13 protein-coding genes are annotated in these 13,952 nt (G+C 72.0%); 4 read left to right on the top strand and 9 right to left on the bottom strand.

Annotation, left to right across the window (positions count from 1 at the left end; translation table 11 throughout):
* Positions 1-49 precede the first annotated feature (49 nt).
* A complete protein-coding gene (locus CV755_RS17680; protein ID WP_109281182.1) occupies positions 50-1,156 on the bottom strand; it encodes a mechanosensitive ion channel family protein in 1,107 nt (368 codons plus the stop codon).
* Between the two features lie 259 nt (positions 1,157-1,415).
* On the opposite strand from CV755_RS17680, the gene CV755_RS17675 reads away from it, so the two are divergent.
* The 3 genes from CV755_RS17675 (at position 1,416) to CV755_RS17665 (ending at position 5,632) form a co-directional block, all read left to right on the top strand.
* Positions 1,416-1,952 carry an HNH endonuclease gene (locus tag CV755_RS17675; protein ID WP_109281181.1) on the top strand — a complete coding sequence of 179 codons (537 nt, stop codon included), beginning with the start codon at positions 1,416-1,418 and terminating at the stop codon, positions 1,950-1,952.
* 177 nt (positions 1,953-2,129) lie between these two features.
* A complete protein-coding gene (locus tag CV755_RS17670) occupies positions 2,130-2,669 on the top strand; it encodes a hypothetical protein (protein WP_109281180.1) in 540 nt (179 codons plus the stop codon).
* Complete coding sequence (locus CV755_RS17665; protein WP_161968712.1) at positions 2,666-5,632, top strand: AfsR/SARP family transcriptional regulator; 2,967 nt, start codon at positions 2,666-2,668, stop codon at positions 5,630-5,632. The genes CV755_RS17670 and CV755_RS17665 overlap by 4 nt, the downstream gene beginning before the upstream one ends.
* A gap of 16 nt (positions 5,633-5,648) precedes the next feature.
* Here CV755_RS17665 and CV755_RS17660 read toward each other — a convergent pair whose 3' ends face one another.
* Complete coding sequence (locus tag CV755_RS17660) at positions 5,649-6,512, bottom strand: serine hydrolase domain-containing protein (protein ID WP_109281178.1); 864 nt, start codon at positions 6,510-6,512, stop codon at positions 5,649-5,651.
* 128 nt (positions 6,513-6,640) lie between these two features.
* Between CV755_RS17660 and CV755_RS34710 the strand changes: the two genes are divergently transcribed.
* The gene (locus tag CV755_RS34710) at positions 6,641-6,781 is read left to right on the top strand and encodes a hypothetical protein (RefSeq protein ID WP_161968711.1); all 141 of its coding nucleotides are present in this window, start codon (positions 6,641-6,643) and stop codon (positions 6,779-6,781) included.
* Positions 6,782-6,846: 65 nt separating this feature from the next.
* Here the strand turns inward: CV755_RS34710 and CV755_RS17655 are convergent, their stop codons facing one another.
* The 7 genes from CV755_RS17655 to CV755_RS17625 form a co-directional block, all read right to left on the bottom strand.
* Positions 6,847-7,140 (bottom strand): hypothetical protein, encoded by a 294-nt coding sequence (locus tag CV755_RS17655; RefSeq protein WP_109281177.1) that lies wholly within the window; start codon positions 7,138-7,140, stop codon positions 6,847-6,849.
* 63 nt (positions 7,141-7,203) lie between these two features.
* Positions 7,204-8,052 carry a helix-turn-helix domain-containing protein gene (locus CV755_RS17650; RefSeq protein WP_109281176.1) on the bottom strand — a complete coding sequence of 283 codons (849 nt, stop codon included), beginning with the start codon at positions 8,050-8,052 and terminating at the stop codon, positions 7,204-7,206.
* A 25-nt stretch (positions 8,053-8,077) separates the two neighbouring features.
* The gene (locus CV755_RS17645; protein ID WP_109281175.1) at positions 8,078-8,602 is read right to left on the bottom strand and encodes a DUF6879 family protein; all 525 of its coding nucleotides are present in this window, start codon (positions 8,600-8,602) and stop codon (positions 8,078-8,080) included.
* Entirely contained in the window at positions 8,577-8,816 is a 240-nt protein-coding gene (locus CV755_RS17640; RefSeq protein WP_109281174.1) for a hypothetical protein, read from the bottom strand. The genes CV755_RS17645 and CV755_RS17640 overlap by 26 nt, the downstream gene beginning before the upstream one ends.
* Positions 8,817-8,939: 123 nt before the next feature.
* On the bottom strand, positions 8,940-9,917 hold the full coding sequence (locus tag CV755_RS17635) for an MBL fold metallo-hydrolase (RefSeq protein ID WP_109281941.1): 978 nt from the start codon (positions 9,915-9,917) through the stop codon (positions 8,940-8,942).
* A 249-nt stretch (positions 9,918-10,166) separates the two neighbouring features.
* On the bottom strand, positions 10,167-10,631 hold the full coding sequence (locus CV755_RS17630) for an aegerolysin family protein (RefSeq protein ID WP_109281173.1): 465 nt from the start codon (positions 10,629-10,631) through the stop codon (positions 10,167-10,169).
* Between the two features lie 101 nt (positions 10,632-10,732).
* Positions 10,733-13,801, bottom strand: coding sequence for a glycoside hydrolase family 84 protein (locus tag CV755_RS17625; RefSeq protein WP_109281940.1), 3,069 nt, complete (start codon positions 13,799-13,801; stop codon positions 10,733-10,735).
* Positions 13,802-13,952 lie beyond the last annotated feature (151 nt).

Raw genomic sequence — 13,952 nt, 5'->3', positions numbered from 1 at the left:
CCGGCAACGGCCATCGGCAGACGCAAACGCCCCCGGCGACGGGGAGCCCTTACTTGCTCAGCGTCGGCCCCGGCGGTATCGGCGCCGTGGCCAGGGACTGCGGCGAAGAGGGGTTGCCCAGCGCCGATGGGGCGGCCACATTCGCCATGGGGTCCACGGACGTACTCTGATCCGCCTGCGCCGGCTGGACCGAGCCCAGCCGGATCCCCGCCGCATCCAGCGCCCCCTTGATCCGCCAGCGCAGCTCCCGCTCCACCGCCGCCGCCTCACCCGGCGCCGTCTTCGCCTGGATGCGTACCACCACCGACTCCAGCGCCAGCGAGTCCAGGCCCATCACCTCGACCGACTCCCAGAGCTTCTCGTCCCAGGGCGCGCTCTTGGCCATCTCCTCGCCCACCGCGGCTATCACCTCGCGGGCCCGCTCCAGGTCCTCGTCGTAGCGGAGGGTGACATCCACCTCCGCCTGGGACCAGCCCTGGCTGAGGTTCCCGATCCGCTTGACCTCGCCATTGCGGACGTACCAGATCGCGCCATTGGCCCCGCGCAGCTTGGTCACCCGCAGGCCGACCTCCACCACCGTGCCCTTGGCCACCCCCGCGTCGATCTCGTCCCCGACCCCGTACTGGTCCTCCAGGATCATGAACACCCCGGACAGGAAGTCGGTGACCAGATTCCGGGCGCCGAAACCGATGGCCACACCGGCCACACCCGCACTGGCCAGCAGCGGAGCCAGGTTGATCTTCAGCACCGAGAGCACCGTCAGCGCCGCGGTGCCCATGATCACAAAGGAGGCGACACTGCGCAGCACCGAGCCGATGGCCTCCGAGCGCTGCCGCCGCCGTTCGGCGTTGACCAGCAGACCGCCCAGCGCGGTGTGGTCCACCGCCTCCACCGTGCGGTTCATCCGGGCTATCAGTTTGGTGATGGCCCGGCGGATCAGCGACCGCAGCACCACCGCGATCACCAGGATCAGGATGATGCGCAGCCCATTGGTGAGCCAGACGGACCAGTTCTGCTCCACCCAGCCGGCGGCGTCGTCGGCCGTGCGTTGCGCTTGGTCCAGGGAAGTGGGGGGGGTCCCCCCTGCCCGGCCGGAGCCGACGGCCAGGGGGAGGGGAGTCGAGTCTGCGGCGACCAGGGCAGCGGACCGAAACACAGCGGGAACCCTTCGTGATGTCCTTCACCGGTCCGCGAAGCGGCGGACCGGCCGACCCACCACACTATCGGGGCAGGGCGGATGGTCCGTTGTTGTGTTCGAAGTGGGGCAGGTCCTGTGCGGGGATGACCGAGGTGTGTCACAAAACACCTGTGACCCGTTACCCGCCGATGGTGGCGCCATGACCAGCGGCCAGGGGACACTTGCAGGAGATCGTCCCGGCGCGAGCCACGCGCCGCCGGCGTACAGGGAGGCACCCGTGCCGCATGTTCTGGTCCTCAACGCGTCGTACGAGCCGCTCGGCGTCGTACCGCTCCGCCGCGCGCTCATACTCGTCCTCAACGAGAAGGCGATCAGCCTTGAGGACACCGGCGCCTATTTGCACAGCGCGTCCTGCACCATCCCCGCACCCAGCGTCGTCCGGCTGAAGCGCTTTGTGCGGATCCCCTTTCGGGGCCCGGTTCCGCTCACCCGCCGCGCACTCTTCGCCCGTGACGGCGGCCGCTGCGCTTACTGCGGTGGCGTCGCAACCAGCGTCGATCACGTCGTCCCGCGCAGCCGTGGCGGTCAGCACTCCTGGGAGAACGTGGTGGCCGCCTGCCGGCGCTGCAACCACGTCAAGGCCGACCGCCATGTCTCCGAGCTGGGCTGGCGGCTGCGCCATCAGCCCGCCCCGCCCACCGGCCTGGCCTGGCGCATCATCGGCACAGGGCATAGGGATCCGCGCTGGCTGCCTTACCTTCAGGCATACGGCGCGGAGGACGCGATGGCCCGGATCGACGGCATCTCTGCCTGAGAGGACCGGGCCATCGTCGTATCGGCGATGGCCCGGCCCATCGGCCCAGGCGCGGACCCAGGCACCGCCCCGTTCCCGGATCGTGCCCGGATCCCCGTTTGCGCATCGTTGATTGTCCATTGATCGCGGGCCAGGAGAGTCGGACCAACCCGGTACCCGGCAATCGAGAGGTCCGCGATGAAGGCCAGACGCACCGCCGCCACCGTTTCCGCACTGCTCGCCGTGACCGCCCTGCTGACCGCCGGCGGCACTGCCTCGGCCGAGAGCCGGGCCACCGGCCGGGCCACCACCCGGACCGAGAGCCCGCTGCCCTCGGACGCGCTGGGCGACGGCGAGACCCTCGCCCCCGGCCGGCACTTCGACGTCGGCGACACCAGCCTGCGGATGCGCGAGAACGGTGACCTTGCCCTGGTCACCACCGTGGACGGGACCGAGCAGCAGCGGTGGCACACCGACACCGCCGGGCGCGGCGAGCGGGCGGTGATGCGCCCCGACGGGGAGCTGGTGGTCACCGACCGCGACCAGCGGATCGTCTGGCAGAGCGGGACCGCGAACTGTATGCACATGGCGTACAAGCGCCTCGCGGTGGTCCCCGGCGGCAGCATGATGATCTATGAGACCCGGCCGGACGCCGATCACCCCGACAGCGAGGCCCCCTACCGGATCGCGGCCTGGTCCACACTCTTCGGCTACGCGCCGCAGTGCGCCACCCGGTGACGCCCGCCCCCGGCTTCCGCTTCGCCCTGCTCGGCCCGGTCCGCGCCTGGTACGACGGCACCGAGGTGGACCTGGGCCGCCCCCAGCAGCGCGAGGTGCTCTCGGTACTGCTGGCGGCCGCCGGGCGGACGGTGTCCATGCCGCTGATCATCGACGCGATATGGGACGAGGGCGACCGCCCGGCCCGTCCGGAACACGCGGTACGCACCCACATCTGGCGGCTGCGCCGCGCCCTCGCCCCGTACGCCGGGCAGCCGCCGCTGCTCACCGTGGGCGACGGCTACACCCTGCGGGTGCCCCGCCCGTCCGTGGACGCCTGGGACTTCGTCCGCGCCCGGTCCAGGGCCGAGCGCATCCGGGCCGCGGGCGGCGCCGCCGGCGAGGCCCGCGAGGTGGTCACCGAGGCGCTGCGCCTGTGGTCCGCCGAGCCGCTGGCCGGGCTGTACGGGCCGCACGCCCGGGCGCTGCGCACCCAACTGGCCGGGGTACGCCAGTCGCTGCTGGAGACCCGGCTGGAACTGGACGCCGAAATCGGCGACCGCCCCAATCTGGCCGCCGAGGCGGGCGCCCTGGTGGTGGAGTACCCGGCCGGCCAGCGGCTGCGCGCGGTGCAGATGCTGGCGCTGTACCGGGCCGGGCGGCAGGCCGAGGCGCTGGGCGTCTTCGAGGACACCCGGCGGTTCCTGGGCCCCGGCACCGCCCCCGGCGAGCCGCTGCGCCGCCTCCACGCCCGGATCCTGCGCTCCGACCCGGCACTGCGGCCCGCCGCCCCGGCCGTCGCGCCCCGGCCCGGCAGCCTGCCGCCCCGCATCGGCGGATTCACCGGCCGTACCGCGGAGCTGACGGAGCTCACCCGGCTGCTGACCGGCGCGGACGCCCCGGCGGTGGTGGTCTCGGCGGTCAATGGCATGGCCGGGGTGGGCAAGACCGCCCTCGCCGTACACACCGCCCATGGCCTGGCCGGCCGCTTCCCGGACGGGCAGCTCTACGCCGACCTGCGCGGAGCCGACCGCCGGCCGCTCGACCCGCAGTCCGTACTGGCCCTGCTGCTCAGGGAGTTGGGCACCGCCGACGAGGACATCCCCGAGGACGGCGGGGAGCGGGTGACGCTCTACCGCTCGCTGCTGGCCGACCGCCGCCGGCTGCTGGTCCTGGACAACGCCGCCTCCCCTGAGCAGGTGCGCCCGCTGATCCCCGGCACCGCGGGCAGCGCGGTCCTGGTGACCAGCCGCGCCCGGCTGTCCGAGCTGGCCGGGGCGCACCATCTGCGGCTGGGGGTGCTGCCCGCCGGGCAGGCCCTGGAGCTGTTACGCCGGGTGGCCGGGGAACGCCGGGTGGACGCCGAGCCGGAGGCGGCCGCGGCCCTGGCCACCGCCTGCGGGCTGCTGCCACTGGCCCTGCGCATCGCCGCCTCCCGGCTGGCCGCCGAACCCGACTGCACCATCGCTGAGTTGACCCGCCGGCTGACCGGCCAACGGCACCAGGCCCCACGGCACCGGGAACACGGGCACCAGGAACGTCCGCACCCAGGCCAACGGCCCCGGCTGGACGAACTGCGCTCCGGCGACGCCGCCGTGGAAGCCGCCTTTGAGCTCTCCTACACCCGGCTGAACCCCCGGCAGGCCCGCGCCTTCCGCCTGTTGTCCCTGCCGGAGGCGGATGATCTGGCCCTGCCCTGCGCCGCCGCCCTGCTGGGCGACGACCCGGCCGACCCCGGCCCCACCGAGGAGCTCCTGGAATCCCTGGTGGACCTCAATCTGCTGGAATCCCACCACCTGGGCCGCTACCACTTCCACGATCTGCTCCGGGAGTTCGCCCGCGCCCGGAGCGCCCGGGAGGACCAGCCCGCCGCCACCGGTGCCGCCTTCGCCCGGCTGCTGGACTTCCTGCTGGCCACCGCGCGTACCGCGGACGCCATCGCGCACAGTGCGGATCCCGCCGAGCGGGGGCTGATCGAGGCGCCGGTGGCCTCGCCCGGGCTGGACTTCGCCGACGCCCGGCAGGCCGCGGGCTGGATGCGCCGGGAAACCCCCGTCCAGCGCGCGGTGCTGGTCCGGGCCTGCACCGACCCCGCCCTGCCGGCGGCCCAGGCGGTGGACCTGGTGGACCGGCTGAACACGGTGCTCTCCGGCCGCGACCATGTCACCGCCATGGCCGAACTGGCCGGAAAACTGGCCCGGGTGGCCGCCCGCCGGGGCGAGCGGGATGCCGAGGCGCTGGCCCGCTATGTGCGCGGCAACGCGCTCTGGCACGCCAACTCCTATCCCCAGGCGGAGTTCGAGCTCACCCGCGCCCTGGAACTGAGCACCGGCGCCGATGGGGCGCGGCTGCGCGCCTCCGCCCATCTCACCCTGTGTGCCGGTGCCCGGGTCCAGGGCCGCTTCGCCGAGGCGGTGCGGCATGGGGAGTCCTCGGTGGGACTGTTCCGCTCCCTGGGCGCCCCGGTCGCCGAGGGCACCGCGCTGGGCGAACTGGCCTTCAACTACGCCCGCCTGGGCCGCCTGAACGAGGCCCGCGCGGCGGCCGAGCGCGGTGCGGAACTGGTCGGCGGCCAGGAGTCGGTCTCCCAGGCCATCGGCCGCTACTACCTGGCCCGGGTACTGCGTGAATGCGGCGCGACGGCCGAGGCGCGGGCCGCGGCCGAGTCCGCCCTGGCCCTGTTCAGATCGCTGAACGTCACCGCCTTCGAAGTGGCCACCGGCAATCTGCTGGCCGAACTCCACCTCATCGAGGGCCGGTTCAGCCTCGCTGCCGACACCGCCGAGACCTTTCTGCCGCCGGCCCGCCGCACCAGCGGCATGCTGGAAGGCGGCCTGCTCAGATCCCTGGGCCGCAGCCTGAGCCGGCTGGGCCAGCCGTCCCGGGCCCGGGCCTGTCTGGAGGCCGCCCTCGATCTCTTCGACCGCCTCCAGGCCGGAAGCGAGGCCGAGCAGACCCGGCAACTCCTCTCCGCCCTCGCCTGACTCATCGCCCACCGGCTCAACTCCTGGCCATCGCCCTCAGCCGCTCGATGGCCATCCGGTCGGTGACCTGGTGCCGCCCGCCGAGCCGGTGGACCACGATCCAGCGGCCGTCGGGAAAGGCCCCGGCGAAGACCGAGGCGGTGCCGGTCGCCCCGTTGTGCCAGGTGAGGGCACGGGTCCGCTGCCAGCTGGGGGCCGGGTCGCCGAGGGTACGGTCCAGCAGCAGCCCGGTGAGCAGCCGGGCGACGGCGCGGGGCGTCGCCCAGAGACCGCCGGCGGGCAGAATGGCACCGGTCATGGTCCAGGGCCTGCGAGGGCGCCCCAGAAGCCCCTTGGGCAGCAGCTGCCGGTCCCCGGGCGGGGCATGGCTGACCAGGCCCGACAGCCCCAGCGGCGCCAGCACCAGCTCGTCCAGAAGCTCGGGGTACGGACGGCCGCCCGCCGTGGCCAGGGCGTAACCCAGCACGGCATAGCCGAAGTTGGAGTACAGCTCATGGGCACCCGGCTCGGCCGTACGCAGCGTGTCCAGGCGGGGGAGCAGCCCGCGCAGCGCCTGCTCGGTGAAGGCACGGTACGGGTCGAAGGGGCGGATCCCCGGGGGGAGGCGGGGCAGTCCGGAGGTGTGGGTGGCCAGCCGGTGCAGGGTGATGCCGGTGGCGGGGGTGGTGTCCAGCCACCGTTCCAGGGGGTCGTCCGGTGACAGGACACCCTGTGTGGCGAGCCGCGCCAGCAGGGTCCCGGTCAGCACCTTGCTGAGGGAGCCGATCTCCACAAAGGCGTCGGGGTCATGGCCGTACCGGACCTCGGTGCCGGCGGGGGACAGGACGCAGGTGGGGGTACGGTCCCATGCCGGGCGGCGTACCTCATCCGGTGGAGTCATCCCCGATACCGGTGACCACGGGCCAACTTGGGCGCATCATCGCGGACATGGGCCAGACGACCGGTCAGAAGAGATCCCCCCGAACCCTGTGCGAAGGTGTGCGCTGCACACGCTGTATGGACCGAACCATGGTGCGTGAGATCCTCCTGGCTCACGACGGAACGATCTTGCGTTACGACGACTGGATCTGCAACTGCGGTTACCGCAGGCCGAGTAGGGAGGAGCGCAGCCGGGCCAAGGAGCGGCTGCCCGGCCAGCGCGGCGGCTAGGTGTTGTCGGTCCGGGTTTCCGCACTCCGGGCGCCTCCGCCGTGGCGGAAACCCGGCCCGGTTGGTCAGCAGTCGTGGCCGAGTGCGCGCTGGTCGCGCTTGTGCTGCTCGGAGCGGGCGTGGACCAGGGTGTCGATGAGCTTGCGGATGGTGGGCAGGGGGACGGTCCCCAGAAACACGGCGGGCTCCCCGGAGAGCGAGGCCCGTCCGGTCAGTTGGGGCCAGGAGTCCGGGTCGCCGACCCGGATGCCCAGCTCCGCGAGGGCGCGTTCGAGCATGAACGCCGCGTCGTCGGCCTTTCGCTTTCCGGCGAGGAGGGTGGCGGCGGCTTGGGCGGTGGCGGTGGATTCGGGGGTCATGAGGGAGACGGTAGGGAGGGGGGTTGGGGGGCGGCCACGATGTTGCAATCGATTGCAGGTCACTCACTTCAGGGCAGCCGTCGCGGCGCCGATGAGCCGCCTGGCCTGGGTGCCGTACACCGCAAGGCGTTGCAGCTCGGAGAAGGCCCGGAGGTACAGATGTGTGTCATTGGGCGCGGTCAGTGTCACATCGGCGGACAGCAATTCGATCCCGGCCTCCGCGTCGCCGAAGACCATGAATGGCTCGATGACCCACATGTGCCGTTCGGCGGTGAATGGGATGATGCCGAGCGAGACAGATGGCAGAGACATCACCGCGAGCAGATGGCCGAGTTGCTCTGCCATGGCATCGGCACCGGCGATGCGGTGCCGCAGTACGCATTCCTCAAGCAAGATGGCGAAGCGGTGATTGCCTTCGCAGATCACATGGGAGCGAGCCATCCTGGCGTTGACCGCCGCTTCGACGTCATTGGGGATGCGGCGGAAGGCTGTGATGGCCGACAGCAGAGCCGTCGCGTAGCCGGGCGTCTGGAGCAGCCCGGAGATCACATGGGAGGAGTACACCCGGAACAGCCTGGTGCGCTCGAACAGGGGGACGTAGGACTCCTGGAGCCGACGTAGCCCCGTGCGCTGCAAGCGGCGCCATTCCATGTACATGGAACGGGCGTTGCGCGATATGGCGATGAGGTCGTCCGCCTCCGATTCGGCTCCGCAAGCGGTACACCAGGCCCTGATGTCGGCGTCCGACGGCAGGGCCTTCACGTTTTCGATTCGTGATGACTTCGCCGGGTGCCAGCCGCAGTGGAAGGCCAGATCACGCCCGGTCAGTCCGGCATCCAGGCGGATCTCTCGCAGACGCGCCGCGATGGACTTGCGGATCTCTTGGACGCCGGAGGAAGGCGACGTGGGCATGAACTGGCTTCCGGTACCTACTTGTTCAGACGCTGTATTTCTCGTGCGGAATTGCCCGCTCCCAGACCGACTCAAAGGCCGTTGAGCATAGCTTCGCCACCGCAGGGTTGTCGGTGAAGTCCTCTCCCATATAGGCGCCGTCTCCCGAGAAGTGGCCGAACCGGACAACTCGGTTGTCGAACAACCAGAAGTCGTTGCCGGGCAATGCGATGTCGGAGGCCTGACGACGTGGGAGCCACCGCACCAGTTCGCCCGCCTCGATGTTCAGTCCGGTGCCCTCATGCTCGAATCGGATGTAGTCACTTACCGGCTCGGACACGATCCGGGCCCGGCGCATGACCACTCCGCGGGTCACGGTGCGAGCGACCAGCTCCAGCCATGCTCTGCGGCGCCCCGTGCGGTCGTAACGGCTGCTGGAATCACCGGCTTTCCAGGCCGCGAAGTCCGCGTTCCCTTCGACGACCCCATAGGTGTCGCGCATCTCCAGGTGTACCGCGGATCGTTCGGCCGAGTTGAACAGCTCGTCAAAGTCGAACGCCTTCTGCGACATCGCAAGCCTCCCTGGTGACCGGGATCATACGGAACGGAGGCCTCACCACTGCCTCGGTTTCCGGGATCGGCCCCGTTTCCCGGCACTTGGCCAGCGTTTCCTTGCCGGCCTTCCATCCCTGGATGACGATCTCTTTGGCCTCGTCGTCCACCCAAGCTGTCGGACAGTCCTTGCCGTCGGTCTGGGGGTCTTTCGCGATGAACCGTAGCGTCACGACTGCCTCCCGTGCAGCGCATGGTTGCGGTTGCAGGACCATCGACCCTGCGGGTCATTCCGGTCAAGGGCGCAAGTGATTCCTCGCGCGCCCCGTATCGCCGCTCGTACGGTAAGCGGTGGCTCACAGCGCCAACTGCGCCAGATGACGCGGTTCCAGAACGGTGGCGCCCAAGGGTTCGACGATCCGGCGGAGGTCGCGCACCGCGTCCTGGTTGATGGACTTGGCGATATCGGGGGAAGTCAGTTCGGTGAGCATGTTGTCGTGGTGGCTGGGCACCACGACCGGCGGGTTGCCCAGGGCTTCCATGGCCCGCTCGATATGGCGGTGGACACCGGTGTGGCCGCTGACGCCGAGTACCAGGACGTCGGGCCGGGCCCCGGCGACCTCGCGTTCGGCGAAGTTGGCGGTGCCGCTGAGGAACATCACTCGGGGGCCGTTGGCTCCCACGGTGACCTGATAGCCCAAGGTGCCTCCTTCGAGGAGGTGTTGGAGCTGGGTGGGACGCTCGGGGCGGGCGATCAGATGGCCGTGGTACGGGAAGCCATAGCCGGGCAGCTGGCTGTGCAGGCTGCGGAAGACCTCCACCGTGCAGGCGGGCGGCTGGGCGGACGAGCCCTCCGGGAAGCGGAGGACTTCGCCGCCGGTGACGGTGATGCAGTGCTCCAGGCGGGCGGGATCGGTGTCCATGGCTTGCAGCAGGTAGAGGTGGGTTTCGCCGCACAGGGTGCGTATCGTGGCGTCCTTCCAGCCGCCGCGGCCGAGGAGTTGGGGGACGTCGAGCAGGTGGTCCCAGTGGCCGTGGGTCACCAGGACCAGGTCGGGGGCCTTGGTGAGGTGGTGGCGGGCCACGGTCTCGACGATTCCGGGGTTCGGCTTCAGGGGCATGGCGGGGTTCGTGGTGCCGTCCGCTCTGCGGTACTCCTGGCGGGAGAGATACGGGTCCACGAGGATGCTGTGTTCGCCGAAGGAGAGTTCCCAGCCCGCTACGCCGAGCCAGCGGAGTTTGAGACCGTCCGGGGAGCGGCGGCTGTTCGCCGGGGACGCCGCCGCGGGGTGTGCGGTGGCGGCCAGGCCGGTACCGAGCGCTGCGCTTGCCATGGCGCCGCGGAGCAGGCCGCGTCGGCCGACCGCCGGTTCGGCGTTTCGCCGGGTTCCGCCCGTTTCATGGGTTCCGCACATCGCGTGCCTCCGGGGTGATCGGTTGAAGTGGTCGTCGATCACGGACGCGTGGGGCGGGGGGATAGTTGCGGGGAGGGGGGCGGTTCGCCCCGCCTCTGAAGGGGCGCTCTCCGGCGGCCCGCGCCCCTGAAGGGGCACCGCCGGCCGCGACGGTGCCCCGGCACAGGGTCAGTTCTTCCAGATGCCCCATGCGACATAGGCGTTGTCGCCCCCGCCACCGTCACGCGTGGTGCGGAATGTGTTGTCCGTGCCGTCGCTGTCATAGCCGTTGGAGCCGGCATAGGGGTTGTCCCAGTGCAGCCGGACCGTGCGGCCGTTGCGGAAGCCGTCCTCGCATTCGGACGCCTGGAAGGTCACATGGCCCTCCGTGCCGGTCATAAAGCCGTTGCTCTCCGACTGGAAGTCGGCGTCAACGGTGTTGCCGATCCGGTACGGCGGCTCCTGGCCCTGTGACCAGATGCCGTGGTCCAGGCCGTAGTCGGTGCGGGTCAGCGTGCATCCGGTGCCGTTGTGCAGACGGATATGGGTGCTGCGGGCCGCCTGGGCGCCGGCCTGGGCCGTGCCGGTGGCGAGCGCGCCGAGGCCGATGGCGGTCACCGCGGCCAGGGCCGCGAAGCGTGCGGAGGTGCGCATGTGCTGTCCTCGTTTCGGTCGTCCGTGGTGGCGGCGGGGCGTTTCCCGCGCCATGGCGAACGTTCCGAGAGCTCGGTCAACAACCGATGAACGCGGGCGTTTCAGTGGCCTCCGGCATCCTGGGTGGCGTAGGCCTCGACCTCCCAGAGGGAGTAGCCGAAGGGGGTGGCCCGCTTTTCGCCCTGGACGCGGAGGTACCGGGTGCCCGGCGCGTCCATCCGGAGCGTCTCCACGCCGCCCTTGCCATCGGTGACCGTGGCGGCGTCGCGCCAGATGCGGCCGTCGGCGGAGACCTGGACCCGGTAGCGGGCCGCATACGCCTCCTGCCAGTGCAGCACCACGCTGCCCAGCCGTACCGTGCGCGGCAGTTGGACCTGCCACCAGGCGTGGTCGTCGGGCCGGGAGGACCAGCGGGTGGCCAGGTCGCCGTCCACGGCCGCCGAGGCGGGGTAGTCGGCGGCCTCGGTGCTGGAGGCATCGGCCCGGCCGCCCTGCGCCAGGTCGGGCCCGCCGGCCGGCGGATAGGCGTGCACCGTCAAGGTGCGTTCCTGGCCTGCCAGTTGGATGGGCACGGTGAAGGTACGGGCGGTGTTCCCAGCCGGGACCTTGAGCTCGATCCGGACCGTGGTGACGCCGCCGCGCACCACCGTCACCTGGGAGGGGGCGCTGACCGGTACATCCTTGGGCGCCTTGACGGCGAGGGATTCGGTGATGGTCTGCGGGCGCTGGTTGACCACCTTGAGCTCGGCCACCGCCGCGTCGCCGCCCGCGTCGGCGGTGATCTCGGAGGAGGTGAGCCGGAGGCCGGCGGTGGAGCCGTCGGCGGCCCAGGGGGTGATCTCGTGCAGGGCGGGCGGGGTGGCGCCGGAGTCCCAGACCACGCGCAGGGCGTCGGCCCGTACCCCGTGTGCGGCGAGGTGGGTCCAGCCGCTGTCGGCGACGGCGCCCAGCGGCTGCCAGCCCCGGTCGGTTCGGGCCTGCACCTGGCCGCGTACCCCGGAGGCCGGGTCGGTGAGAACGGTCACGGCGGTCAGCGGCATCGCGCGGCGGAGCGGGACATCCAGGGTGTCCCCGGGCTTGGCGGTCACCGTGGAGGCGGGGTCGCCGTCGGTGGCCCGGCCCGCGGTGCCCAGGGGACGGTCCACGCCCAGCCAGCCATTGGCGCGGGCCAGCGCCTGGGTGAGGAAGGGGGCCAGTACACCGTCCCCGACCACGGCCTCCTCCCGGCCGATGCGCTCGCGCAGCCGCAGCAGCTCCAGTTCGGCCCGCCAGACCGCCGCGCCGTCGCCCCGGGCGGTGGCGGTGAGCATCTCCACCGCCTGGCCGCCCGCCTCGCCATAGCGGCCCAACTGGTCCAGCCAGGGCCCGACTTCGGTACCCAGGGTGTTGCCCAGGGCCCGGGGGGCGCCGGCCATCACCCGGAAAGCGGCGCGCAGCTTTCCGGCGGCGGCGGTCAGACGGTCGGAGTCGGTGCCGGAGAGCGCGGACCAGAAGTCGTCCAGCAGCGGCCGCAGATAGGCCGATTCATCGCCGCCCAGCACGGAGGAGGCGTCATTGCCGGCCAGGGCGCGCAGGGCGTCCCCGGCCTTGCCGTCGCCGCCCGCGAGGGCGTCCATCGCGGCCTGCCAGGACTCCTGGGGGCGGTAACCCCGCGGATTCCAGGCGTAGTCGGCGGTGGTGAACAGCGGGATGCGGGCGGCGGTGGGCTGGGCCGAGGCATTGGCCAGCAGGGCCGAGGAGCCCACCGCCACCGCCGGGTCGCGGCCGGTGTAGGGGCCCAGGAAGATCCGGTTCTGGGTGAAGTCATTGACCGGGTAGTTGTCCATGGTGACCAGCCGGTGGTGGCCAAAGGCGCTCTGGGCCGCGGCCAGTTCGCCACCGGTGATGGTCTTGGGCACCACGCCCACACCGGTCCAGGCCACCTCCACCCGGGAGTCCAGGTGCTCGGCCAGGGCGCGCCGGAAGGTGGTGCGGCCGTCCTGGAAGAACTCGGTGGGGAGGAGGGACAGCGGTGGCGCCGCGCCGCCCTTGGCGGCCAGGTGGCCGGCCAGGGCGTTGGCCACCTTGGCCTGGGCCTTGGCGGCCGCCTCCGGTCCGCGGCCGAACTTGTCCCGGTCCGCTCCGCAATGCCACTCGGTGTAGCTGACATTGGGGAACTGGAGCTGGAAGGCGCGTACGCCCAGTGCCCACATGGCGTCCACCTTGCGCTTGAGCGCCCGGAGGTCGGCGGCGGAGGAGAAGCACATGGCCTGGCCGGGGCTGACCGCCCAGCCGAGCGTCACATGGTTGCGGCGGGCCCGCTCGGCCAGTTCGCGGAAGGCGTCGCGCTGGTCGGCGGGGTAGGGGTCGCGCCAGCGGGCCTGGCGGTAGGGATCGTCACCGGGCGCGTAGAGATAGCGGTTGAGCTTGTTGCGGCCCATGAAGTCCAGCTGGGACAGCCGCTGGGACCAGGACCAGGGCTGCCCGTAGAAGCCCTCGGTCAGCCCGCGTACCGCGGTGCCCGGCCAGTCCCGGATCACCGCCCCGGCGAAGGCGTGCCCGCCGTCGCGTTCCTGTGCCAGCTGGCGCAGCGTCTGGACGGCGTGGAACAGCCCGTCCTCGCCCTCGCCGGACAGCGCCACGGTGGGGCGGCCGTCCCGTACCCCGGTGGCCAGCCGGTAGCCGCCCTGGGGCAGGTCGCCCACCGGCGGGGCGCCCAGGGCGTGCAGCGCGTCCTCGGCGGGCCTGCCGCCGGCGTAGACGATCAGGCCGCGCGGCGGCGGGGTGCCGCCGGGCTGGGCGTCCACCACCGTGCGGGCGCCCAGGTCGTGCAGCAGGTCGCGCAGGGCGCCAATGGCCTGGTGGTCGGTGTCCGGGCCGGACATCAGGGTGACCTCGGTGCCCACGGGGGCGTACGCCCCCTGCGCCCGGCCGGACTGGGGGCGCGGCCAGACCGGCGGCAGACCGCCGGTGCCGTCCTGTTCGCCGCCGTCCGGAGCGGTGGCCGCCGGATCCTCCGGCCGGGGCGCGGCCATCGCCTCCGGGGTGCCCGCCAGCAGCCCGCCCAGCAGCGCGGCGGCCAGCACCGTCACCCCGGCACGCCGGGGGCGGGGAGTCAGGGAGCCGATGCCCAGGGAGCGGCGCGGCCGCCGCCCGTCGGCCCGGCTGTCGGATGAGAGGTCGTTGCCCATGGTGCGCACGGCCTTCTTTTAGCCCCTCCTGACGGTGAATGAGCGTTGAGCCCATCACCAGCCGCTGGGTGTGTCAACGCAGCTGACCGAAGTGCCGGTATTGCCCTGGGGAGTCGGGTGGGCAGGGGAATTCCCGGGGGGACCCCGGGGG

It is taken from the genome of Streptomyces orinoci (assembly GCF_003121295.1).
Taxonomy (GTDB): Bacteria; Actinomycetota; Actinomycetes; order Streptomycetales; family Streptomycetaceae; genus Streptomyces; species Streptomyces orinoci.
The sequence above is the reverse complement of the archived record's forward strand: the minus strand, read 5'-3'. Positions and strand labels throughout refer to the sequence as shown.